A 21,986-nucleotide genomic window follows, 5' to 3' on the forward strand; every position below is an offset into this window, starting at 1 on the left:
AGCTCACCCGCGGGTGTAGCGGTCGAGGACGGTGCGCGCGGCGGCGCGGATCGACGGGCCGGGATCGTCGGGCACGCCGGTGGTCAGCGCCGTGAACAGGATGCCGAGGACGCTCGTCTCCAGCAGCATCGCGTCCTGTTCCGTGATGGCGATGCCGGCGGCGCGGCACTGGCGCACGATGAGGTCGCGCCGCTCGCGCAGGGCATCGGCCAGCATGCTCCGCAGGGCGGGGTTGCGGGTGCTCTCCAGGTGCAGCTCGAACAGCGCCAGCGGCTCGCCGCGCTCGTCGGCCACCATCAGGGTGAGCACCTTCACCAGTGCCTCTTCCAGGTGGGCGGGGTCGAGCGGGCGCACCGCGTGGGCGTCGACCCGTTCGGACAGGCGCCGGCCGATCCGCTGGATGATGGCGTCCATCAGGGCGTCGCGGGTGCGGAAGTAGCGCGAGGCGGTGCCGTCAGGTTCGCCGGCCGCGGCGTCGACGGCTCGGTGGGTCAGCCCGCGGGAGCCTTTCTCCGCGAGCACCGCGATGGCGGCGGCGGCGAGGTGGTCGCGGCGCTGAGGGTTAGGGCGTGGCACGGTCGGGTCGGTCTCCCCGGTCGGTGAGGTCTGTCGTGTGGTCCGCTGTGTGCCCTGCCGGGCCGCACCATTTCACCAGAGCCCGCCGGATGCCGTCGCGCTCTCCGGCCCAGGCCACGTAGCCGTCGGGGCGGATCAGCGCCGCCTCCGGCCGCAGGCCGCCGAGCGGGCGCACCCGCCGGACGCGGTCGGCCCACGGCCGTGCGGCGCTGGTGTCACCGGAGGCCAGAAGGACGAACCGGCCCTCCCGGAGGACCTCATAGAGGCGCCCGCCGGTGGTCGGCCCGTCGGGCGCGCGGCGGCCGGCCAGCGGGTGGGCGTCGGTGTCGCCGGGAGGGTAGGCGATCTCCAGCCCGGACATCAGCCCCAGGATGCGGCGGCGGCCGGGGCCGGTGTGCAGCAGGGCGGCCATGACGTGCCGGTTCATCCGCAAGCGGAGCCGCGAGCCGGTCAGGACCAGCCGGGTGAGGTGGTCGGTCAGCGCCAGCACGGAGGCGCCCACCGGATGCCGCTCGGCGTGGTAGGTGTCGAGCAGCCAGGGCGGAGCCCATCCGCGCAGGTCGGCGGCGAGCTTCCAGCCGAGGTTGACGGCGTCCTGGATGCCGGTGTTCATGCCCTGGCCGCCGATGGGAGAGTTCACGTGCGCGGCGTCGCCGGCCAGGAACACCCGTCCCGACCGGTAGGCGCGGGCCTGGCGGCGCTCGGCGGCGAAGCGGGAGAACCAGCGCGGCTCGCTCATCCGGTAGTCGGTGCCGGCGATGTCCTCGAACGCGCGCCGGATCTGCCCGAAGGCCGGCTGCCGGCCCGGGGCGTCCCCGTCCAGCAGCCACGCGCCGACCCGGAACCAGCCGTCGCCGAACGGGATGGCCACGACCGCGCCCGCCGCGCCCACCTGGGTGATGGGTGGCAGGCCCGGCCCGGGTATGCGGACGTCGGCCAGCAGCATGGGCAGGCTGTAGGTCTCGCCCGCGAAGCCCACGTCCAGCAGCTCGCGGACGGTGCTGTGGGCGCCGTCGGCGCCGATGACGTAACGGGCCGGCAGCTCGGTGCCGTCCTCCAGCGCGAGCCGTACGGACGCGGCGTCCTGGGAGAGGCCGACGACGCCGGCGTTCCTGACGATGTCCACGCCGAGCTCGGCGGCGCGATCGAGCAGCACCTGCTCGGTGCCGCTCTGCGGCACGATCAGCAACATCGGGTAGCGCGTGTCGAGCCGCTCGAACTCGACCCGGGAGGCGTAGGCGGGGTGCACCGTGCCGAGCGGGTTTCCCCGCGCGACCAGCTCGTCTCCCAGGCCCCGGGCGTCGAGCAGTTCCAGCGCGCGGGCGTGCAGGCCGAACGCCCGCGTGACGCCGGTCCCGCCGTTCCGCTTCTCGACGATGGTGCAGCGTACGCCGGCCAGAGCCAGCTCGCAGGCGGCCATCAGCCCGGTCGGGCCCGCGCCCACGATGACGACGTCGTCCAAGATTCGCCCTTTCGCTACAAATGTATCGCTACATTTATAGCGTAGCCGACCGCTGCAGGAATTAATGCGCACATGTCCAGCTCTGGGCCAGATAAGGTGAATGCCGGATATCGGGAGGGTCGATGCAGGCAAGTCGCGGACGTGCCACGCTGGCCACCGTCGCCGCCGCGGCCGGCGTGTCGGTGGCCACCGTGTCCAAGGTGCTCAACGACCGCAGCGACGTCGCACCGGCCACCCGGGCCCTGGTGCGGTCCCTGCTCCAGGAGCACGGCTACGTCCCGCCGCGGCGTGGCCGGACCGAGCCCGGCATCGTCGAGGTGCAGGTGGACGACCTCTGCGCGTGCTCATCCGAGATCATCAAGGGCGTGATCGAGGCGGGCACCGCGTCAGGCGTGTCGGTCGTCGTCACCAGAAGGGCCACCGGGTCCCGCGACGTGACCGCCGGACGCCGGGCAGTGATCACCCTCTTCGAGGAGCCGGCCCCGCGACAGCTCGCCGCGCTCTCACGGGCCGGACTGCCGGTCGTCGTCATCGACCCGCTCGGCCTCCCCGGCGCCTCGGTGACCAGCGTGGGCCCCACCAACTTCGCCGGCGGCATGTCCGCCACCCAGCACCTCCTGGCCCTCGGCCACCGCCGCATCGCCTACCTCGGCGGCCCCGCCACCGCGGCCTCCAACCAGGCCCGCATGTACGGCTACCGCGCCGCCATGGAGGCCGCGGACGTGCCCGTCCTGCCCGGATACGTGGTCACGCCCGGCTACTGCTATCCCGACGGGGTGCGGGGAGGCGCCGCACTGCTCGACCTCTCCCCCGCGCCGACGGCCGTCTTCGTCGCCTCCGACGAGGCCGCGCTCGGCGCGATCCACGCTGCCAGGGCCCGTGGCCTGCGCGTCCCCGAAGATCTCAGCGTCGTCGGCTTCGACGACACGGACGTCGCCTTCATGTCCTCGCCGCGGCTGACCACCGTGCGCCAGCCGCTGCGCGAGATGGGGGCCGTCGCCCTGCGCACGGCCCTGCGCCTGGCCGCCGGCGAGGAGGTCGAGTCGCGTCACGTCGAGCTCGCCACCGAGCTGGTCGTCCGCGAATCGAGCCTGGCGGCCTGAGCCGCTGCTTTCCGCGAGCGGGCGTCTCCACCCTGATCTCCAGGCCGGCACGGAGATGACGGCCGGACCGGCAAGGCTCAGTTCTTCTGCAGCACCATCTCGGACGGTTGATCTCGGTGGTGACATGGAAGCCGCCCCGGGTGAACCCGTACCGGCTTCGGCCCGCAGGTGATCGGCCTGGTGATGCCCCGGATGGTCAGGTCGCCGCCTACGGCCAGGAGCCGCGTCCTTCCTCGTGAGAGCCTGGTTCATCGGCTGCCGGGGTGACGTCCCCGCGCATCCGCCGCGCGGCGGCCCGAGCGGCGCGGCGGATGCCCGCGTACCCGGTGCAGCGGCAGAGGTTGGAGGCGAGGACCTCGTCCATCCGCCGCTCGTCGCGGTCCAGGTAGGGCTCCTCGGCGAGCGCGCCGGCGAGCAGCATGAGGAACCCGGGCGTGCAGAACCCGCACTGCAGGGCGTGCTCGGCGGCGAACGCCTCCTGCAGCGGATGCGGCCCGCCGTCGCCCGCGAGCCCTTCGACCGTACGGATGTCGGCGCCGTCCGCCTGCACGGCCAGGAGGAGGCAGGAGCGGATGGCGGTGCCGTCCACCAGCACGGTGCACGAGCCGCACACACCGTGCTCGCATCCCAGCGTCGTGCCGGTCAGCCTGAGCCGGTCGCGGAGAGCGTCGGCGAGGCTGGTGCGCGGCTCGACGTCGAGCCGGTGGGCGCGGCCGTTGACGGTGAGCTCGACGTTCATGGTGTTCCCGCGTTCTCGACGGCTCGGGCGAGGCAGCGCCGCACCAGGGTGGCCAGCGCGTGCCTGCGGTAGGTGGCGGGCGCGTGCGGCTCGTCGGCCGGGTCGGCCTCCGTGGCGGCTCGTGCCGCGGCCTGCGCGAGCAGGTCCGGCTCCGGCCGCTCCCCCGCCATGAGGCGCTCGGCCTCGACGGCGCGCAAGGGGACGTCGGCGGCGTTGGCGAGCCCGATGCGCACCCAGGCCACGCGGCCCTCGGACACGCGCAGCAGGACCAGGGCGGCGGCGAGCGCGAAGCTGCCGTGGGTGCGGCGGTGCTCCGCGAACGCCGCGGCGGTCCCCTCCGGCGGGCGCGGCAGCCGCACGCCGGTGACGAGTTCCTCGGGCAGGCAGGCGGTGGTGAAGGGGCCGCGGAACCACGAGCCGGCGGGCACCGTGCGCCTGCCGGACGGGCCGTCCAGCTCGATCCCGGCGTCGAGCGCCATGGCCAGGGCGCACCACTCCGACGCCGGGTGTGCCCAGGCCAGGCTGCCGGCGAAGGTGCCGCGCGCGCGGATGGGCGGGTGGGCGACGTACGGCGCCACCTGGCGGAACAGTTCGGCGAGCGGGTCGCGGAACCGGGCGCGCTCCAGTTGGGCGTGCCGGACCAGCGCGCCGACGTGCACGGAGCGGTCCTCGACCGCGATGTCCGACAGCCCGGGGATGCGGTTGACGTCGACCAGGAGGGCCGGGCGCTCGGTCCGGTAGCGCAGCTCGATGAGCAGGCTCTGCCCGCCGGCGAGCACGCGGCTCTCCGGCCCGCGCTCGGCCAGCACGGCCACCGCCTCCGGCACCGAAGCGGGCGCTACGTAGTCGAATTGCGGCGGTTTCATATCCCTCATCCCGGGCATCCGATATCCCACGTTGGTACCGAATGCGGGGGTGTCCAAACATTGCGGTACATCGGGATGCCGCTTGCGCGGCGCGAGGACCCCGACCTGCTCTCCGGGCGGGCCCGCAGGGTCGCCGACCTCGAACTGCCCGGCACCCTGGAGCTCGCCTTCACCCGCAGCCCGGTGCCGCACGCGCTCATCCGCGGCGTCGACGTCGCCGCCGCGCTCAAGGAGCAAGGGGTGGCCGGCGCGTGGTCCGCCGCCGAGCTGCCCTACCTCGCCGCCCGTGCCGTGCCCGGCGCGCGGGACGCGCCGCCGTGGCCGCTGCTCGCCACCGGGCGCGTCCGCTACCCGGGCGAGGCGCTGGCCGTGACCGCCGCGGACAACCGCGCCCGCGCCGAGGACGCCGCGGAGGCCGTCCGGCTGGACCTCGAACCGCTGCCCGCCGTCTGCGACCCGACAGCCGCCCAGGAGGCACCCCCGCTGTTCGGGGATGACGCGACGGCCGCCGATGAAGCACCCCCGCCGCCCGGCGTTCGCGGCAACGTGGTCGCCGAGCGCACCTTCGGCGAGCCGGCCGGCGACGTGTTCGCCACCGCCCCCGTGGTCGTCGAGGCCGCCTACCGCGAGCAGCTCCTGCTGCCCACGTCCCTGGAGGCGAGGGCCGTCCTGGCCGACCCCGGCGACGGCGGCGGCCTGACCGTGTGGGCCTCCCACCAGGCTCAGCACCGCCTGCGCGACGCCCTCGCCGAAGCGCTCGGCCTGGACAGGGAGCGGATCCGGGTCATCGTCCCGGCCACCGGCGGCGCGTTCGGCGCCAAGAGCCAGACCTACCCCGAGTACGTGGTCGCCGCCCTGCTCGCGATCCACCTCGGCAGGCCCGTGCGCTGGTGCGAGGACCGCGCCGAGGCCCTGCTGGCCGGCCCGCGCGGCCGCGGCCAGAACCAGCGCGTACGGCTGGCGGCCGACGACGACGGCACCTTCCTCGCGTACGAGCTGCTGGTCGACGCCGGCGTCGGCGGCTACCCGCACACCGGAGCCTTCGTCCCCATGATGACCGGGGCGATGAGCACCGGCGCCTACCGCACGCCGCACGTGCACACCCGGATCCGGTGCGTGCTCACCACCTCCGCCCCGACCGCGTCGTACCGGGGCGCCGGCCGCCCCGAGGCCGCGTACGCGCTCGAACGCACCGTGGACCGGCTCGCCCGCCGGCTCGGCATGGACCCCGCCGAGCTGCGCCGCCGCAACTTCGTCCACCCCGGCCAGTTCCCCTATCTGACGCCGACGGGCCGCACCTACGACTCGGGCGACTACGCCGCCACGCTGGACCAGGCGCTGGCCGCCGCCGGCTACGACGACATCCGCGCCGAGCAGGCCAGGCGCCGCCGGGAGGGCGGGCCGCCGGTCGGCGTGGGCATCGCCACGTACGTCGAGCGCTCGGGAGGGCCTCCGGACAGCGACGAGTTCGGCAGCGTGGAAGCCTGCTCGGACGGCACGTTCATCGCCCGCGTCGGGTCCACGTCCACCGGGCAGGGCCATCTGACCGCGTTCGCCCAGGTCGTGGCCTCGGTTCTGGACGTGGACATCGGCCTGGTCCGGGTCGTCGAAGGCGACACCGGCGAGATCCCGTACGGGTTCGCCACCTTCGGCAGCCGTTCCATGCAGGTGGGCGGGGCGGCGCTGTGGCGGGCCGCCGAGTCGCTGGTCGCCGCCGCGCGCCGCCGCTGCGCCGGCCTGCTCGGCCTGCAGGAGGACGACGTCTCGTACGCGGAGGGCCGGCTGCTGGCCGGTGCCTCGGAGCCGCCATGCCCGGGAGCGGGCGACGCCCCGGGCGCCGGGCTCGACACGGGCCCGATCACCGGGCTGAGCCTCGGCGAGCTGGTCGCCCGCACCGGCCCGCTGCGCGCCGACGAGATCTTCGCCCCGCCGCAGGCCTTCCCGTACGGCGCGCACGTGGCCGTGGTGGAGATCGACCCGGATCTCGGCACGGTCCACGTGCGGCGGCTGGTCGCCGCGGACGACTACGGGGTGGTCGTCAACCCCATGATCGTCGACGGCCAGGGTCTGGGCTCGATCGCCCAGGGCCTCGGGCAGGTCCTCTACGAGCAGGCGGTCATCGGCGCCGACGGCATGCCGTACGCGCGCACCCTGCTGGACTACCTCCTGCCCACAGCCGCCGACATGCCGCCGGTCACGCTGCTGGAGACCGTCACGCCCAATCCCAACACGCCGCTGGGCGCCAAGGGCGCGGGCGAGGCCGGCTGCATCGGCATCCCGCCCGCCGTGGTCAACGCCGTGTGCGACGCGCTCGACGTCGACCACATCGACATGCCGCTGACACCCGCCGCGGTCTGGGCGGCGGCTGCCCGGCACGGCTCGCGCGCGTAACCCTTGCCCGGACGCATGAGGACGACGCGGGCGGGGAAACGGAGGGACAACCGAAGGAGGGAGCGCCGGATGGCCAACTGCCTGGTCACAGGGGCGACCGGCTACATCGGGGGACGGCTGGTCCCCGAGCTGCTGGCCGCCGGTCACGACGTCCGGTGCATGGTCCGCTCGGCGACCAGGCTGCGCGACCTGCCGTGGGCCGGCCGGACCGAGGTCGCCGAGGCGGACGCCACCGACCCCGAGCAGACGTACGAGGCCCTGCGCGGCATCGAGGTCGCCTACTACCTGATCCACGCGATGGGCACGTCCGGCCGGTTCGCCGATCAGGACCGCCTGGCCGCGCGCACGTTCGCGGCGGCAGCCGAGCGGGCGGGCGTGCGGCGCGTCGTCTACCTCGGCGGGCTGGCCGCCGACAGGCGGCTCTCCCCGCACATGAGCTCCCGCGCGGAGGTGGGCGAGATCTTCCTGCGGTCGGGCGTGCCCGCGGTGGTGCTGCGTGCCGCCGTGATCATCGGCTCGGGCTCGGCGTCGTTCGAGATGCTGCGCCACCTCACCGAACGGTTGCCCGTCATGACGACACCGCGCTGGGTGCGCACGCCCACGCAGCCCATCGCCATCCGCGACGTGCTGCACTACCTCGTGGCCTGGGCCGCCGTGCCCGGCGAGGTGAACAGGAGCTTCGACATCGGCGGCCCCGACGTGCTCACCTACGCCGACATGATGCACGGGTACGCCTCCGTGGCCGGGCTGCCGTCCCGGGTGATCGTGCCGGTGCCGGTGCTCACCCCCAAGCTGTCCAGCCACTGGGTCGGCCTGGTCACGCCGGTGCCCGCGGGCATCGCGCGCCCGCTGGTCGAGTCCGTACGCACCGAGGCCGTCTGCCACGAGCACGACATCGCCCGTCACGTACCCGACCCTGAGGGCGGGCTGACCGGGTTCCGGCAGGCCGTCTCCCTGGCGCTGCAGAAGATCAAGGAGGCCGACGTGGCCACCCGCTGGTCGTCGGCGTCCACGCCCGGCGCGCCGAGCGACCCCCTGCCCACAGACCCCGGCTGGACCGGCGGGAGCCTCTACATCGACCGCCGCGACAGGCAGGTGGACGCCGGTCCCGAGGCGCTGTGGCGGGTCATCGAGGCCGTCGGCGGCGAGAACGGCTGGTACTCCCTGCCCGTCGCGTGGCAGTTGCGGGGCCTGCTCGACCGGCTCTTCGGCGGGGTGGGGCTGCGGCGCGGGCGGCGCGACCCCGCCCGGCTGCGGGTGGGCGACGCGGTCGACTTCTGGCGGGTTGAGGAGGTGCTGCCCGGCCGGCTGCTGCGCCTGCGCGCCGAGATGCGCCTGCCCGGCCTGGCCTGGCTGGAAATGGGCGTCCGCGAGGAGGGCGGCCGCACCTACTACACCCAGCGGGCGATCTTCCATCCGCGCGGGCTGCTCGGCCACCTCTACTGGTGGGGCATCTCGCCGTTCCACGGGCTGATCTTCGGGCGGATCCCGGTGAACATCGCCGCCGCGGCGGCCCGTCCACCCCGCCGCGCGCCCGTCAGCGTGCGAGGGCGAGGCTGAGCGAGCCGGTGGCCAGCGCCAGGAAGGCGCCGGGGAACACCATGGCGGCGTACACGCGGGCGCGTACGTGCACGATGACGGCACCCACGAAGAACAGCACGAGCCCGGCGGCGGCGGCGACGCCGACGAACGGGACGCCCAGCAGCCCGAGCAGCAGCCCCGCGGCTCCGGCGGCCTTGAGCGCGCCGAGCAGCGGCAGCCAGGACCGCGAGATGTTCACGCGCGCCGAATTGGCGAGGACGAATCCGGCCTTCATGAAGTCCGCTGTCGCCGCCCACGCGTTGGCGGCGACGGTGAGGACGGTGACGATGGCGTAGGCGGTGAACACGTGTATCTCCGGCGGCATGGTCAGCAGGTCGGTGTCCAGCCTTGCCCGGCTCCGTGCCGGACGTCCAATACATGCATCTATAACCTGATGGTATGGATGTGGACACGCGGCTCCTGCGCTCCTTCATCGCGGTGGCCGAGGAAGGGACCCTCACCCGCGCCGCGGAACGGCTCTTCGTGTCGCAACCCGCGCTGACCAAGCAGATCAAGCAGCTCGAAGCGCAGCTCGGCGTGCGGTTGTTCACACGCTCGAAGGCCGGCATGGCCCTCACAGGCCCGGGCAGGACCCTGGCGGAACGGGCGCCGGAGTTGGTGTCCGCCTGGGACCGGGCGCTGCGGGACACCCGGAGCGCGTCCGCCCGGGCGGCCCGCGTGCTGCGGGTCGGTTTCCTGGCCAGCGCCGCCAACGAGGCCACCCAGGACATCATCGCCGGCTTCGCCCGCCGCCGGCCGGGATGGCGCGTCGAGATGCGGCAGGCGGCCTGGTCCAACCCGACGGCCGGGCTGGCGCAGGGCGACGTCGACACCGCCCTGCTGCGGCTGCCGTTCCCCGGCCAGCACAGCCTGCACGTGGAGGTGCTGTTCACCGAGCCGCGCTGGGTGGCTCTGCCGTCAGGCCACCGGCTGGCGGCCCGCGAGCAAATCCCCTTCCGCGACCTGTGGGACGAGCCGTTCGTCGCGGCTCCGGAGGCGACCGGGCAGTGGCGGGACTACTGGCTGGCCGCCGGCGAACGCGAGGGCCGTCCGGTCAGCGTCGGCGCCGTCACCGACCAGCCGGACGAGTGGCTCAACGCGATCGCCAGCGGTTACGGCATCGCCCTGGCCCCCGCGTCCTCCGCCCGCTTCTACGCCCGGCCCGGGGTCACCTACCGTCCCGTCACCGGCGTCAGCCCCACGCGGGTCGCCGTCGCCTGGTCCCCCGCCGACGACGCCAATCCCGTGATCCAGGACTTCGTAGGCTGCTGCCTGGCCATCAGGCCATGATCCGGGCCGGCCGGCGCGTGTCCGGCGGGACCTGCCGGAAGGCGACCTGAAGCGGATCGTAAGGTGCTTCCTCCAGGATGGGAGTCACAGATGAGCGGCTCCCGTCACGATCGGCGGAACGCGTACTGGCATCAGGAGGACCCGGAATGCGCAAGATCATCAACTCGACCTACATCAGCCTCGACGGCGTCATCGAGGACCCGGCGTGGACGATGCCGTACTTCGACGACGAGGCCTCCGCGTTCGCCGGCGAGCAGACGGACGCGGCCGACGCGCTGCTGATGGGCCGCCGCACGTACGAGGGTTTCGCCGCCGCCTGGCCCAACCAGGACGAGAGCGACCCGAGCACCGGCGCGGCCTACTTCAACAACGTCAAGAAGTACGTCGCCTCCACCACCCTCACCGACCCGGAGTGGAAGAACAGCGAGGTGCTGCAGGGCGACCTCATCGAGGAGGTCACCCGGCTCAAGGCCCAGGAGGGCAGGAACATCCTGATGTACGGCTACGGCACGGTCACCCACGCCCTGGTCAAGGCGGGCCTGGTCGACGAGGTGCGGTTCTGGATCACCCCGGTGTTCGTGGGAGGCCCGTCGATCTCGGGGCCGCTGAGCGACGTCGCGACCACGCTGACCCTGGCCGACACCAAGGTGATGAAGAGCGGCGTGATCATCGCGACCTACACGGCGGCCGACCGGTAGGAGGGACCGCCGGGAAAACCGGTTGAGTGTTCCTCCGGCGTGCCCATAGGTTGCCCGCGACCCCGTCGCAGTGAGGACAGAGGACAAAACCGCGTGACCCCGCCTGCTCTCCAGACCTGACACCTTCTTCAGCTCACCTTCAGGCCGGCCCTGCCGCCGGCTCTGCCGGGCTGCCCATGTGCGCCCGGTTCTCCAGCGTTCGAGGCCGCGCGTAATCGGCCTCGTGTCAGGTCTAGAGAGATCATGTCTTCACAACCTCATACTGTGCTGCCCTGGGTCGTCCGCCGGACCAAGCTGCCTCTGCTGTCGCTTCGGTGCGTGGCCTGCCGGTCCGAGTCGGCCACCACCGGCGAGGGCAGGTTCCGCGTCAACGCCAACGCCAAGCTGCTGGACGTGTGGCTGCTGGTCCGCTGCGTGTCCTGCGACCGGACGAGCAAGCTCACCGTGCACGAGCGGGCGCCGGTCAGGTCGTTCGACCCGGCCGAGCTCGACGGCTACCACGCCAACGATCCGGAGCTGGTGGCCGCCAGGCTGCTGGATCCGGCGTTCACCCGGCGCAACCGCGTCACCCTGGACTGGAAGGGGGCCTGGCGGCTGGACACCTCGTCGGCCTGGCTCGACGAAGGGTGGCCCGTACAGGTGGAGGTCGTCTTCGTGGATCCGGTGCCGGTGCGCCCGGAGCGGCTCATCGCCCAGGGGCTCGGCCTCAGCAGGAACGAGGTGCTGCGCCGGGTCAAGTGCGACATTCCGCTACGCCGGACGACGAGCGCCGGGTTCACCTTCACCGTGATGGCCGAGTACTGACGGTGACGTAGCCCTTCACCGCCAGCCGGACCCGCTCAAGGAGCATGGCCGGCTGGCGTCCCGGGCTCTCGTGGGCGCCTTCCACGGGAGCCCGGCGGACGCGCGCGCACTTCCGGTTAGTGTTGCCCCTCATGACCCACACCGAGATCGAGATCAGCGCGGAGTTCGTGCAGGATCTGCTGCGCGACCAGCATCCCGACCTGGCCGGTCGCCCCGTGCGGTTCGGCGCGCGGGGCTGGGACTACCAGATGTGGCGGCTCGGTGACGACCTCGCCGTCCGGTTGCCCTGGGCGACGCGGAACGCGGACGAGCTGCTGCGTGGCGAGTACACCTGGCTGCCCGCCCTCACCCCGCGCCTTCCCCTGCCGGTTCCCGTCCCCCAGCGCTTCGGCGAGCCCTCCGCGCGGTTTCCGCACCCCTGGATGGTCACCACCTGGGTGCCGGGCGAGCCGGCGGACCGCGCCCCCGTCACGCGAGCCGCGGAGGCGGCCGACGCCCTGGCCGCCTTCCTGACTGCCCTGCACCAACCCGCCCCCGACCAGGCACCCGTCAGCCGTTTCAACCGCGGAGGGGCGCTGGCCGACAGCTCGGAGGGTTTCGCCAAGCAGCTCGCAGGGGCCACCGAGCTGGGGCTCGTCCCCGACCCCGACGCCGTCCGCGCGGTCTGGGACGACGCCGTCGCCGCGCCCGGCTGGACCGGCCCGGCGGTGTGGCTCCACAGCGACCTGCATCCCGCCAACGTCCTCACCGCGGACGGCACCATCTGCGGCGTGATCGACTTCGGCGACCTCTGCGCCGGCGACCCGGCCTGCGACCTCGCCGCCGCGTGGTCTCTGCTGCCGGACGGCGCCACCGACCGCTTCCACGCCGCCTACGGGCCGGCCCTGGACTCCGCCACCCTGCGCCGCGCCCGCGGATGGGCTGCGGGGAAAGCCCTGGCCGGGATCCTCATCGGAGAAGCCGGCGTCCAGGGCCGTCCCGGCGGCAAGCCCACGTGGGGCCCGCCCGCCCACGCCGCACTGCGGCGCCTCACCGCAACGCCGAACCCCTGATCGACCGCTCCCCCGCACCTGCCGCCTCCCTGGCCGCCCTTGGCCGGGGAGCAGCCGGCGAGCTGCTGAGCGCCCTCGCCCGCGTGGCTGCGTGAGCTGAGACCGCCCGCCATGCCCTGTCAGCCGCCGTGTCAGGACGGTGACGGTCCCGTATCAGGGCGGTCGGCGAAGGTGGATGCCATGAGCGCGAGGCCCGGAACCGGGCCCGACCCCGAACACTGTTCGTAAGGAGTTCAACGATGGCAACCAGCGGCTTCTCCGCGAAGGGACTGCGCAGGCTGCGTGAGGTGCTGGCCCGGCATGTCGAGTCAGGACGGATCCCCGGGCTGGTCGCCCTGGCCAGCCGGGGCGGCCAGACGCACGTCGAGGCGCTGGGGACCATGCGGCACGACGGTGGCGCGCCGATGCGCCGGGACACGATCTTCCGGATGGCCTCCACCTCCAAGCCGGTGTCGATCGCGGCGGCGATGGTGCTGCTGGACGAGTGCCGGTTGCGGCTGGACGACGTGGTGGAGCCGTGGCTGCCGGAGCTCGCCGGCAGGCAGGTGCTCAAGCGGATCGACGGCCCGCTGGACGAGACCGTGCCGGCGCGGCGGCCGATCACCGTACGCGACGTGCTGACCTCCACCTTCGGGCTCGGCATGGACATGACGGCGCTGGGCACCCCGATCCTGAACGCGATCTTCGAACGCGGGCTGACGCCGAACCTGCCGGTGGAAGCGCCCGAGCCGGACGAGTGGATGCGCCGCCTGGGCGAGCTGCCGCTGATGCACCAGCCCGGCGAGCACTGGCAGTACCAGATCAGCAGCGACCTGGTCGGCGTGCTGGTGGCCCGGGTCACCGGCCAGTCGTTCGAGGACTTCCTGCGCGAGCGCGTTTTCGAGCCGCTGGGCATGAAGGACACCGGCTTCCACGTGCCCGCCGACCAGATCGACCGGCTGCCGCCCTTGTACGCCCCCGACCCGCAGACCGGCGAGTTCCTCGTGTGGGACGAGGCCAAGGCAGGACGCTGGAGCCGGCCCCCAGCGTTCCAGGGCGGCGGCGGTGGGCTGGTCTCCACCGCCGACGACTACCACGCCTACTTCCGGATGCTGCTCAACGGCGGGGTGCACAACGGCGAGCGGATCCTGTCGCGGCCCGCTGTGGAGCTGATGACCACCAACCGGCTCACGGCCGAGCAGAACGCCGCCCGCACCGCCCTGGCCACCAGGAACGTGCATCTCTCCTTCGGCCAGGGACAGCAGGGCGGCTGGGGCTTCGGCATGGCGGTACGCACCTACCGCGGCGACTACGCGCCCATCGGCCAGTTCGGCTGGGACGGCGGCAGCGGCACCTCAGCCTACGCCGACCCGGCCAACCAGGTCACCGGTCTCCTGCTCACCCAGCTCGGATACACCGTCCCCGACCCGGCGCACCTGATGAACGACTTCTGGACGACGCTCTATCAGGCCCTGGAGGACTGACCCGCGCGGACGGCGCGGAGTGGGGGCCGCCTACAGTGGGTGTTCGTGCTCTACGGCAGATCCGCGGAAATCAGCGCGCTCGACGAGGTGATCGCGCGGGCTCGTGACGGGTCCGGGGGCGCGGTGGTGGTGCGGGGCGAGGCAGGCGCGGGCAAGACCGCCCTGCTCGACGCGGCGGCCGCGCGCGGTGGTGCGATGCGGGTGTTGCGGGCCACCGGCGTCGAGTCCGAGTCCGACCTCGCGTTCGCGGCGCTGCACCAGGTGTTGTGGCCGGCGGCCGGTTCGCTCGGCGCGCTGCCCGAGCCGCAGCGCGACGCCCTGCGCGCGGCCCTGGGACTCGCCGCGGGCAGTGCCGGGGACCGGTTCCTGGTGGGAGCCGGCGTGCTCTCGCTGCTGGCCGAGGCGGCCGCGCCGGACGGGCTGATCTGCGTGGTCGACGACTTCCAGTGGGTCGACCGGGCCTCGGCCGACGCGCTGCTGTTCGCCGCCAGGCGGCTGGGGACCGAACGGATCGCGATGGTGTTCGCCGTACGCGGGGAGGCTCCGGTCAAGGGTGTGCCGCTGACGGTGGAGGTGCGCGGCCTGCCCGAGTCCGCCGCGGCCGAACTGCTGGAGTCCCGCCACGGCGTTCTGCCCGAACGGGTGAAACGGGAGCTCGTCGCGCTGACCGGCGCGAACCCGCTCGCCCTGGGCGAGATCGCCGCCCGCCTGTCGCCCGCGCAGCTCACCGGCCGCGAGCCGTTGCCCGACCCCCTGCCCGTGGGTAGCCGGCTCTTCGGCGATCGGGTGAGTGTGTTGTCCGCTGCTGCCCGGCTGGTCGCCTTGGTCGCCGCCGTGGAGGCCGACCTCGGCCTGGTCCTGCGCGCCGGCGAGTGGCTGTTCGCCGGGCACCCGGCAGAGCCCGGCGCGCACGTGGCCCGATCGTTCCCCTCCGGGCCGGGGACGCAGGCCGGGGCCGGGCGGGTCGCGCTGGCGGAGCTGGAGAGGACCGGACTGGTCGAGGTGTCGGGCACGAGCGTGCGGTTCGCTCATCCGCTCATCCGGTCCGCGGTGCACGAGGCGGCCGCCCCCGACGACGTCCGCCGCGTGCACGCCGTCCTCGCGGAGCTGACCGCGGATGACCGCCGCGCCTGGCACCTGGCCGGAGCCGCCCTGGGGCGGGACGAGCAGGTCGCCGCCGCGCTGGTGGCCGCGGCTGAGCGGGCGCGTGACCGGGGCGGGTACGGCGCCGCGGCCACCGCCCTGGCCAGGGCCGCCGAATTGACCCCCGAGCCGCGTGCCCGTGCCGTCCGCCTGAAGGACGCCGCCGTCGCGGCCTGGCTCGGCGGCCGCCCCGGGCAGGCGGAGTCGCTGCTGGCCGAGGCGCGCGAAGGGGCCGGCGGGGACAGCACGCTCGCCATGGAGATCGCCCAGCTCCGCGGCCGGTTCGAGCTGAACTCGGGCAACGCCGCTGAGGCCGTACGGATCCTGGCGGCGGGCGACAGCCTCGACATGCTGGCCGACGCCGTGGAGGCGGCCTCGTACGTCGGCGACACGGCGGCCATGGTCGAGCTCGGCCGGCGGGCGGCGGCGCACCCCGAGGGGTTCTTGCGGAACACGGTGGCCGGGATCGGCCTGACGCTGGACGGCGACCCGGGCGGGCCGGTGCTGCTGCGGTGGGCACTGGCCCGGACCGGCGAGCTGGAGGACGCGGCGGGATACCTGTGGGCGGCGGCCGCGGCCAGCGCTCTGGGCGAGCCGGACCTGGCCGGCGAGCTGGCCGAGCGGGCCGGGCGGGTGGCGAGGGTGTCGGGGATGCGCGGGCAGTTGCCGGTCGTGCTGGAGTTCGTGGCGACGGCCGAACGCTTCGCGGGGCGGCCGGCGCGCAGCCAGGCCGTCTCCGAGGAGGGCCTGGAGCTGGCCCGTGAGGCCGGGTACGAGAACACGGTGGCCGCGCACCTGGCCAACCTGGCGGTGCTGGCGGCGCTGCGGGGCGAGGAGGAACTCTGTGAGCGGCAGGCCCGCGAGGCGCTGGCCATCGCCATCCCCCACCGGGTGGGGCTGCGCGCCGGCGTCGCGTCGTACGCGCTGGCGCTGCTCGACCTGTGCCTGGGCCGCTACGCCGCGGCGCACGACCGTTTCACCGCCATCGCCGCGGCGGGACCGGGCGCCGGACATCCGATCGTGGTGGGGCGGACCGCGCCGGACCGCGTCGAGGCCGCCATGGGCGCGGGCGACGAGAAGGGCGCGCGGGTGGCGATGGCCGCGTACGAGCAGTGGTCGGCGAACGCCGCCACGGCCGAGTCGCACGCCCTGCGGGCCCGCTGCCGGGGCCTGGTCGAGTCCTCCGAGGACGCCTTCGGCGAGGCGCTGCGACTGCACACCAACCCGTTCGAGGCGGCCAGGACGGCCCTGCTGCTGGGTGAGCGCCTGCGCCGGACGCAGCGGCCGGGCGAGGCGCGGGCCCATCTGCGGACGGCGTGGGAGACGTTCGAACGGGCGGGCGCCCGCCCGTGGGCGCGGCGCGCGCAGGAGGAGTTGCGGGCGGCGGGCGAGAGCGGGCAGGCCCCGCCCGCGGCCGTGCTCGACGCGCTGACCCCGCAGGAGCTGCGGATCGCGGGCCTGGTCGCCGATGGCTTGTCGAGCAAGCAGATCGCCGCCCGGCTCTTCCTCAGCCCGCGCACGGTCGAATATCACCTGTACAAGATCTATCCGAAGCTGGGCATCGGCTCCCGTACGGATCTGGCGCGGCTAGTAGTTCTACAGAAGGCGCCCGTAGCCGGCGACGGCATGCTGTGAGGCATGCAGAACGTGAACATCTGGAGTGAAGAGTTCGGCGCCGGGACGGACGCGCCGATCCTGTTGATCATGGGTTCGATGTCGCAGGGCATCCTGTGGCCGGACGAGTTCGTCGGCCGGCTGACCGCGGGTGGCCGCCGGGTGATCCGGTACGACCACCGCGACACCGGCATGTCGGGCACGGTCGACTTCGAGGCGGAGCCGTACACGTGGGACGCCATCAAGAACGACGTCTACCGCGTGATGGACGCCCACGGCCTGGAGAGCGCGCACCTGGTCTGCCACTCGGCGGGCGGCCTGCTCGGCCAGTTCGTCGCCGTGGAGCGGCCGGAGCGGGTGCGCTCGCTGACCGTCATCGGCTCCTCCCCGCTCGGCGGCGGCGAGGGCCAGGTGATCATGCGGGCCCTGATGGGACAGCCGCAGCCCGAGGGCAGCCTGCCGGAGCCGACGGCGGAGTTCGTGGCGTTCTACCGTACGTCGATGGCCGCCCCGCCGCCGGCGGACCGGCGCGCGCGGATCGACGGCATGATCGCCGAGCAGCGCCTGCTGCACGGCACCGGGCTGCCGTTCGACGAGGACGCGGCGCGGCGGCTGCAGGAGCGGATCTACGACCGGGCCCGCGACCTGTCGGCGGTGGCCAACCACCGGCTGGCCGCCATGGCCAAGCCCGACTTCGAGCCGGTGGGCGTGCTCCATCGGGTGAAGGCCCCCACGCTGGTCATCGAGGGCAGCCACGAGCCGGCCAAGCCGGGCCACAGCGCGATCATCGCCGAGCAGATCCCTGGGGCGCGGCTGATGATCGTTGCGGGCATGGGGCACACCCTGCCGCCCGAGGTGCACGAGGAGCTGGCCGCCGCCATCCTCGCCCACACCGCCGGGTGATGGGGCGCGCGCGGGCGCCGTGGCCGAGCGGCGCGGTTCGCTCGCCGAGCCGCCAGGTGGAAAGGAAGCGGATAATCCGGAATGGACCTAGTTGCTAGGCTGGACGAATGACCGCGATGGCGCCCGCCCGCACAGAACCGGACCTGTCCTACCTGCTGGACCATGCCGGCCACGTCCTGAGAACCCAGATGGCCGCCGCCCTGGCCGAGATCGGACTGACCGCGCGCATGCACTGCGTGCTCGTCCACGCCCTGGAGGAAGAGCGCACGCAGATCCAGCTCGCCGAGATCGGCGACATGGACAAGACCACCATGGTGGTCACGGTCGATGCCCTGGAGAAGGCCGGCCTGGCCGAGCGCCGCCCGTCCAGTGCCGACCGGCGAGCGCGGATCATCGCGGTCACCGAGAAGGGCGAGGAGGTGGCCAGAAGGAGCCAGGAGATCGTCGACGGCGTGCACAAGGCCGTCCTGGGCGCGCTGCCGGACGATGAGCGCGAAGTCCTCTTGAGGGCGATGAACCGCCTGGTCACCGGACACCTGGCCACCCCCGCGGAGGCTCCGCAGGCCGTGCGGCGGGCTCGACAGAAGGCGTAAGTCGATCCATAGCAGATAGTCTGCAACGAAACTATCTGCTATGTTCTCTCCTGTCCTCAAGGAGCAGGAGAAACGTCATGTCACCCACCACACCCCGATCGCCCTGGCTCGCACTCGGCGTGCTGTCCGCCGCGATGCTGATGACGATCCTCGATGGCAGCATCGTGACCGTGGCGATGCCCGCCATCCAGCGAGACCTCGGCTTCACCCCCGCCGGCCTCAGCTGGACCGTCAACGCCTACCTGATCGCCTTCGGCGGTCTCCTGCTGCTGGCCGGCCGGCTGGGCGACCTGATCGGCCGGAAGATGATGTTCCTCGCCGGCAACGCGGTCTTCACCGCGGCATCGGTCCTGGCCGCGGCGGCCACCGGACCTGGCACGCTCATCGCCGCCCGGTTCCTGCAGGGCGTCGGCAGCGCGATGGCCTCCGCCGTCGTGCTGGGCATCCTGGTGACCCTGTTCACCGAGGCCAGGGAGCGTGCCAAGGCGATCGGCGTCTTCAGCTTCACCGGCGCCGCCGGCGCCTCGATCGGCCAGGTTCTGGGCGGGGTCCTGACCGACCTGCTCAGCTGGCACTGGATCTTCCTCATCAACGTGCCCATCGGGCTGGCCACGGTCGCCCTGGCGATCCGGGCGCTGCCCGGCGACCGCGGCGCCGGGCTCGCGGGCGGCGCCGACGTCCTCGGCGCCGCGCTGGTCACCAGCGGGCTGATGCTGGGCATCTACACCGTGGTCAAGGTCGAGGAGTACGGCTGGCTCGCCACCCACACCCTCGCCCTCGGCGCGGTCTCGCTCGCCCTGCTGGCCGCCTTCGTCCTGCGTCAGGCGAGCGCCAAGGCGCCGCTGATGCCGCTGCGGATCTTCCGCTCGCGCAACGTGTCCGGCGCCAACCTGGTCCAGATCCTCACACTGTCGGCCATGTTCGCCTTCCAGATCCTCGTCGCCCTCTACATGCAGAAGGTCCTCGGCTACGGCGCGCTAGAGACCGGGCTGGCGATGCTCCCGGCGGCGCTGGCCATCGGCGGGGTCTCCCTGTTCGTCTCGGCCCGGCTCAACACCCGCTTCGGCGAGCGCGCGGTCCTGCTGGCCGGCCTGGCGTTGCTGCTCGGCGCGATGGGCTGGCTGGCCCGCGTCCCCGTGCGGGCCGACTACGTCACCGACCTGCTCCCGGTGATGCTGCTCATCGCCGGCGGCGGCCTGGTGCTGCCCGCGCTCACCGCGCTCGGCATGTCCGGCGCCAAGGCCGACGACGCGGGCCTGGCCTCGGGACTGTTCAACACCACCCAGCAGATCGGCATGGCCCTGGGCGTCGCCGTACTGTCCACGCTGGCCGCCACCCGCACCGAGCAGTTGCTGGACGCCGGCCAGAGCCAGGCGGCCGCGCTGACCGGCGGCTACCGCGTGGCCTTCGCCATCGCCGCGGCCCTGCTCGTGGCCGCCTTCACCGTCGCCCTCCTCGTCCTGCGCCAGCCCGAGCACGACACCGCCACTCCCCAGCAGGGGGCCCAGCCCACCCCCGTAGCCTGACCAACCGTCCCCACCAGCACGGACAGGATTCGATTCACATGAGCGACAACGATACGAACTCCGGCCCCGCCGAACCCCGCACCCTCACCGACGCGGAACTCAGCAGCCTGCTCGCCGCCCAGCAGTTCGGCGTCCTTGCCACCGTCAAGCGCAGCGGCCACCCCCACCTTTCCACCGTCCTGTACAACTGGAACCCCGCCGAGCGGATCATCCGGGTTTCCACCACGGACGGCCGGCTCAAGGCCCGCCACGTCCGCACCAATCCCAACCTGTCCCTGCACGTGAACGGGCCGAACATCTGGTCGTTCGCCGTCGCCGAGGGCGACGCGGAGGTGTCCGAGGTGACCACCGAGCCGGGAGACGCGGTCGGCGAGGAACTGCTGTCACTCACGCCAGGCTTCGAGGACCCGGCGGACGAGGCCGCCTTCCTCCGGCAGCTGGTCGACGAGCGCCGCGTGGTGATCAGACTGCACGTCTCGCGCCTGTACGGCACAGCCCTGGACATCCCCACCGAGGAACAGGCGCAGCGAGAAGGTTGAGGAAGTCCCCAGGACCTGCGGGCCGCCAAACGCGACATTGTTCGTATGCAGCCCAACCACCGAAGCGCCGGCGGGGACCCCGTGATCGTCGCCGCTCATGTCAGATCTGCTGGAGCCTTCGGGTGAGGAAGCGCTGCTCCGGGGTGGAGGTGGCGAGGTCGAGGGCGCGGCGGTAGGCGGTCCGGGCCTCGGTGTCGCGGCCGAGCCGCCGCAGGAGCTCGCCGCGGGTGGAGTGGAAGTAGAGGTAGCCGTCCAGGTCGAGGCGGTCGACGGCGTCCAGGGCCGCGGCGGGGTCGCCGGCCTGGGCGATGGCCACGGCGTGGTTGAGCTCGACCACCGGCGAGCCGGTCAGGTCGGCCAGCCGCCGGTACATCGCGGCGACCTGCGGCCAGTCGATGCGCCGGCTCGCCTGCAGCGAGGCGATCACGGCCTGGACGACGTAGGCGCCGCGCCCGCCGAGTGCGAGCGCCCGGTCGAGGATCGCCCGTCCCGCCGCGATCTGGCGCAGGTCCCACAGCGAGCGGTCCTGATCGTCGAGCAGGACCAGGTCCTCGCCGGAGAACCGGGCCCGCCGCCGGGCGTGGTGGATCGTCATCAGCGCGAGCAGCCCGTGGACTTCCGGCTCCCGCGGCATGAGCGCGGCGAGCACGTGCCCCAGACGGATGGCTTCGGCACCGAGGTCGGCCCGGCCGCGGTAGCCCTCGTTGTAGATCAGGTAGATGACGGCGAGCACCGCGTCGACGCGCTCGGGCAGCAGATGTTCGGCGGGCACCGCGAAGGGGATCCCGGCCGCCCTGATCTTGTTCTTGGCGCGGGTCAGGCGGCGCTTCATGGTCTCCTCCGGGACCAGGAAGGCCTGGGCGATCTCGGCGGTCCGCAGCCCTCCGAGCGTCCGCAACGTGAGCGCCACCTGCCCTTCCAGCGGCAGCGCGGGGTGGCAGCAGGTGAAGATCAGCTCGAGCCGTTCGTCCTTGATGAGGGTGTCGTCCATCTCGTCCACGGTGGCCTCCGGCGCCGGCAGCAGGTGGAGCTTGCCGGCGAGGGTGCGCTCGCGGCGGATCCGGTCGATCGCCCGGTTACGGGCCGTCGTCAGCAGCCACGCACCCGGATTGTCCGGCTCGCCCGACGCGAGCCAGCGTTGCGCCGCGATCGCGAACGCCTCCTGCGCGGCCTCCTCCGCCCGGTCGAAGTCACCCAGGAACCCGACCAGCGAGGCCAGCACCCGGCCCCACTGCTCCCTGAACACCTCCTCCAGCACGGTCAGAACCGCATCACCGGTCTGACCTCCACCGTGCCGCCGAACCTGGCCGTCGGGAGGCGCGCCGCCAGCTCGATCGCCTCGTCCAGGTCGGCGGCCTCGACCAGGCAGAAGCCGCCGAGCACCTCCTTGGTGTCGGCGAACGGGCCGTCGGTCATCAGCGTCCGGCCACCGGCCACGCGGACGCAGGTCGCCGTCTCCGCGGGCTGCAACTGCGCGCCGCTGACACAGCGCTCGTCTTCGGCGAACGCGAAATAGTCCGCGTACGCCGCCTCCCGTTCCTCATCCGACAGCGCCTCGATGGAGCCGGGCTCACCGTAGATCATCAGGGCGTACCGCATCACAACCTCCAGGGCGAGAAGCTCTTACCCGAACGACGAACGAG

General features: G+C 73.3%; 20 protein-coding genes. 13 read left to right on the plus strand and 7 right to left on the minus strand.

The window, feature by feature from the left end; all coding sequences use genetic code 11:
- Positions 1-3 precede the first annotated feature (3 nt).
- Together ABGB14_RS35315 and ABGB14_RS35320 are read right to left on the minus strand one after the other, a co-directional pair.
- A complete protein-coding gene (locus ABGB14_RS35315) occupies positions 4-576 on the minus strand; it encodes a TetR family transcriptional regulator (RefSeq protein WP_347648184.1) in 573 nt (190 codons plus the stop codon).
- A complete protein-coding gene (locus ABGB14_RS35320) occupies positions 563-2,038 on the minus strand; it encodes an FAD-dependent oxidoreductase (RefSeq protein WP_347648185.1) in 1,476 nt (491 codons plus the stop codon). The genes ABGB14_RS35315 and ABGB14_RS35320 overlap by 14 nt, the downstream gene beginning before the upstream one ends.
- Before the next feature lie 122 nt (positions 2,039-2,160).
- On the opposite strand from ABGB14_RS35320, the gene ABGB14_RS35325 reads away from it, so the two are divergent.
- A complete protein-coding gene (locus ABGB14_RS35325; RefSeq protein WP_347648186.1) occupies positions 2,161-3,141 on the plus strand; it encodes a substrate-binding domain-containing protein in 981 nt (326 codons plus the stop codon).
- A gap of 208 nt (positions 3,142-3,349) precedes the next feature.
- Here the strand turns inward: ABGB14_RS35325 and ABGB14_RS35330 are convergent, their stop codons facing one another.
- Positions 3,350-3,880 carry a (2Fe-2S)-binding protein gene (locus ABGB14_RS35330; protein WP_347648187.1) on the minus strand — a complete coding sequence of 177 codons (531 nt, stop codon included), beginning with the start codon at positions 3,878-3,880 and terminating at the stop codon, positions 3,350-3,352.
- Complete coding sequence (locus ABGB14_RS35335; RefSeq protein WP_347648188.1) at positions 3,877-4,746, minus strand: FAD binding domain-containing protein; 870 nt, start codon at positions 4,744-4,746, stop codon at positions 3,877-3,879. Before ABGB14_RS35335 ends, ABGB14_RS35330 begins: the two co-directional genes overlap by 4 nt.
- Before the next feature lie 75 nt (positions 4,747-4,821).
- Between ABGB14_RS35335 and ABGB14_RS35340 the strand changes: the two genes are divergently transcribed.
- On the plus strand, positions 4,822-7,137 hold the full coding sequence (locus ABGB14_RS35340) for a xanthine dehydrogenase family protein molybdopterin-binding subunit (protein ID WP_347648189.1): 2,316 nt from the start codon (positions 4,822-4,824) through the stop codon (positions 7,135-7,137).
- 69 nt (positions 7,138-7,206) lie between these two features.
- The gene (locus ABGB14_RS35345) at positions 7,207-8,697 is read left to right on the plus strand and encodes an SDR family oxidoreductase (protein ID WP_347648190.1); all 1,491 of its coding nucleotides are present in this window, start codon (positions 7,207-7,209) and stop codon (positions 8,695-8,697) included.
- Here the strand turns inward: ABGB14_RS35345 and ABGB14_RS35350 are convergent.
- Positions 8,675-9,043 carry a DoxX family protein gene (locus ABGB14_RS35350; RefSeq protein ID WP_347648191.1) on the minus strand — a complete coding sequence of 123 codons (369 nt, stop codon included), beginning with the start codon at positions 9,041-9,043 and terminating at the stop codon, positions 8,675-8,677. The two genes, ABGB14_RS35345 and ABGB14_RS35350, sit on opposite strands and share 23 nt — an antisense overlap.
- Positions 9,044-9,117: 74 nt before the next feature.
- On the opposite strand from ABGB14_RS35350, the gene ABGB14_RS35355 reads away from it, so the two are divergent.
- The 10 genes from ABGB14_RS35355 (at position 9,118) to ABGB14_RS35400 (ending at position 20,343) form a co-directional block, all read left to right on the plus strand.
- Positions 9,118-10,008 carry a LysR family transcriptional regulator gene (locus ABGB14_RS35355; RefSeq protein ID WP_347648192.1) on the plus strand — a complete coding sequence of 297 codons (891 nt, stop codon included), beginning with the start codon at positions 9,118-9,120 and terminating at the stop codon, positions 10,006-10,008.
- A 146-nt stretch (positions 10,009-10,154) separates the two neighbouring features.
- Positions 10,155-10,706, plus strand: coding sequence for a dihydrofolate reductase family protein (locus ABGB14_RS35360; RefSeq protein WP_347648193.1), 552 nt, complete (start codon positions 10,155-10,157; stop codon positions 10,704-10,706).
- A gap of 264 nt (positions 10,707-10,970) precedes the next feature.
- Positions 10,971-11,510, plus strand: coding sequence for a DUF1062 domain-containing protein (locus ABGB14_RS35365; RefSeq protein ID WP_347648194.1), 540 nt, complete (start codon positions 10,971-10,973; stop codon positions 11,508-11,510).
- 131 nt (positions 11,511-11,641) lie between these two features.
- Positions 11,642-12,562, plus strand: coding sequence for an aminoglycoside phosphotransferase family protein (locus ABGB14_RS35370; protein WP_347648195.1), 921 nt, complete (start codon positions 11,642-11,644; stop codon positions 12,560-12,562).
- A gap of 239 nt (positions 12,563-12,801) precedes the next feature.
- Positions 12,802-14,025: a serine hydrolase domain-containing protein gene (locus ABGB14_RS35375; protein ID WP_347648196.1), complete on the plus strand. Its 1,224-nt coding sequence runs from the start codon at positions 12,802-12,804 to the stop codon at positions 14,023-14,025.
- Positions 14,026-14,070: 45 nt separating this feature from the next.
- On the plus strand, positions 14,071-16,803 hold the full coding sequence (locus tag ABGB14_RS35380) for an AAA family ATPase (protein WP_347648197.1): 2,733 nt from the start codon (positions 14,071-14,073) through the stop codon (positions 16,801-16,803).
- A 3-nt stretch (positions 16,804-16,806) separates the two neighbouring features.
- Positions 16,807-17,685, plus strand: coding sequence for an alpha/beta fold hydrolase (locus ABGB14_RS35385; RefSeq protein WP_347648198.1), 879 nt, complete (start codon positions 16,807-16,809; stop codon positions 17,683-17,685).
- Positions 17,686-17,792: 107 nt separating this feature from the next.
- Entirely contained in the window at positions 17,793-18,278 is a 486-nt protein-coding gene (locus tag ABGB14_RS35390) for a MarR family winged helix-turn-helix transcriptional regulator (RefSeq protein WP_347648199.1), read from the plus strand.
- 77 nt (positions 18,279-18,355) lie between these two features.
- The gene (locus ABGB14_RS35395; RefSeq protein ID WP_347648200.1) at positions 18,356-19,804 is read left to right on the plus strand and encodes an MFS transporter; all 1,449 of its coding nucleotides are present in this window, start codon (positions 18,356-18,358) and stop codon (positions 19,802-19,804) included.
- Positions 19,805-19,842: 38 nt separating this feature from the next.
- Entirely contained in the window at positions 19,843-20,343 is a 501-nt protein-coding gene (locus tag ABGB14_RS35400) for a TIGR03618 family F420-dependent PPOX class oxidoreductase (protein WP_347648201.1), read from the plus strand.
- A gap of 100 nt (positions 20,344-20,443) precedes the next feature.
- Here the strand turns inward: ABGB14_RS35400 and ABGB14_RS35405 are convergent, their stop codons facing one another.
- On the minus strand, positions 20,444-21,601 hold the full coding sequence (locus ABGB14_RS35405; protein ID WP_347648202.1) for a sigma-70 family RNA polymerase sigma factor: 1,158 nt from the start codon (positions 21,599-21,601) through the stop codon (positions 20,444-20,446).
- A 2-nt stretch (positions 21,602-21,603) separates the two neighbouring features.
- On the minus strand, positions 21,604-21,942 hold the full coding sequence (locus ABGB14_RS35410; RefSeq protein ID WP_347648203.1) for a YciI family protein: 339 nt from the start codon (positions 21,940-21,942) through the stop codon (positions 21,604-21,606).
- Positions 21,943-21,986 lie beyond the last annotated feature (44 nt).

The sequence above is a fragment of the Nonomuraea sp. B10E15 genome, assembly GCF_039871615.1.
In the GTDB taxonomy this organism is placed as follows: Bacteria; Actinomycetota; Actinomycetes; order Streptosporangiales; family Streptosporangiaceae; genus Nonomuraea.

Coding starts and splice junctions, on each gene's coding strand:
- ABGB14_RS35345 (WP_347648190.1), top strand. CDS start 7,207: ATGGCCAACTGCCTGGTCACAGGGGCGACCGGCTACATCGGGGGACGG.
- ABGB14_RS35360 (WP_347648193.1), top strand. CDS start 10,155: ATGCGCAAGATCATCAACTCGACCTACATCAGCCTCGACGGCGTCATC.
- ABGB14_RS35375 (WP_347648196.1), top strand. CDS start 12,802: ATGGCAACCAGCGGCTTCTCCGCGAAGGGACTGCGCAGGCTGCGTGAG.
- ABGB14_RS35395 (WP_347648200.1), top strand. CDS start 18,356: ATGTCACCCACCACACCCCGATCGCCCTGGCTCGCACTCGGCGTGCTG.
- ABGB14_RS35325 (WP_347648186.1), top strand. CDS start 2,161: ATGCAGGCAAGTCGCGGACGTGCCACGCTGGCCACCGTCGCCGCCGCG.
- ABGB14_RS35410 (WP_347648203.1), bottom strand. CDS start 21,942: ATGCGGTACGCCCTGATGATCTACGGTGAGCCCGGCTCCATCGAGGCG.
- ABGB14_RS35400 (WP_347648201.1), top strand. CDS start 19,843: ATGAGCGACAACGATACGAACTCCGGCCCCGCCGAACCCCGCACCCTC.
- ABGB14_RS35370 (WP_347648195.1), top strand. CDS start 11,642: ATGACCCACACCGAGATCGAGATCAGCGCGGAGTTCGTGCAGGATCTG.
- ABGB14_RS35330 (WP_347648187.1), bottom strand. CDS start 3,880: ATGAACGTCGAGCTCACCGTCAACGGCCGCGCCCACCGGCTCGACGTC.
- ABGB14_RS35335 (WP_347648188.1), bottom strand. CDS start 4,746: ATGAAACCGCCGCAATTCGACTACGTAGCGCCCGCTTCGGTGCCGGAG.
- ABGB14_RS35355 (WP_347648192.1), top strand. CDS start 9,118: ATGGATGTGGACACGCGGCTCCTGCGCTCCTTCATCGCGGTGGCCGAG.
- ABGB14_RS35350 (WP_347648191.1), bottom strand. CDS start 9,043: ATGCCGCCGGAGATACACGTGTTCACCGCCTACGCCATCGTCACCGTC.
- ABGB14_RS35340 (WP_347648189.1), top strand. CDS start 4,822: ATGCCGCTTGCGCGGCGCGAGGACCCCGACCTGCTCTCCGGGCGGGCC.
- ABGB14_RS35385 (WP_347648198.1), top strand. CDS start 16,807: ATGCAGAACGTGAACATCTGGAGTGAAGAGTTCGGCGCCGGGACGGAC.
- ABGB14_RS35390 (WP_347648199.1), top strand. CDS start 17,793: ATGACCGCGATGGCGCCCGCCCGCACAGAACCGGACCTGTCCTACCTG.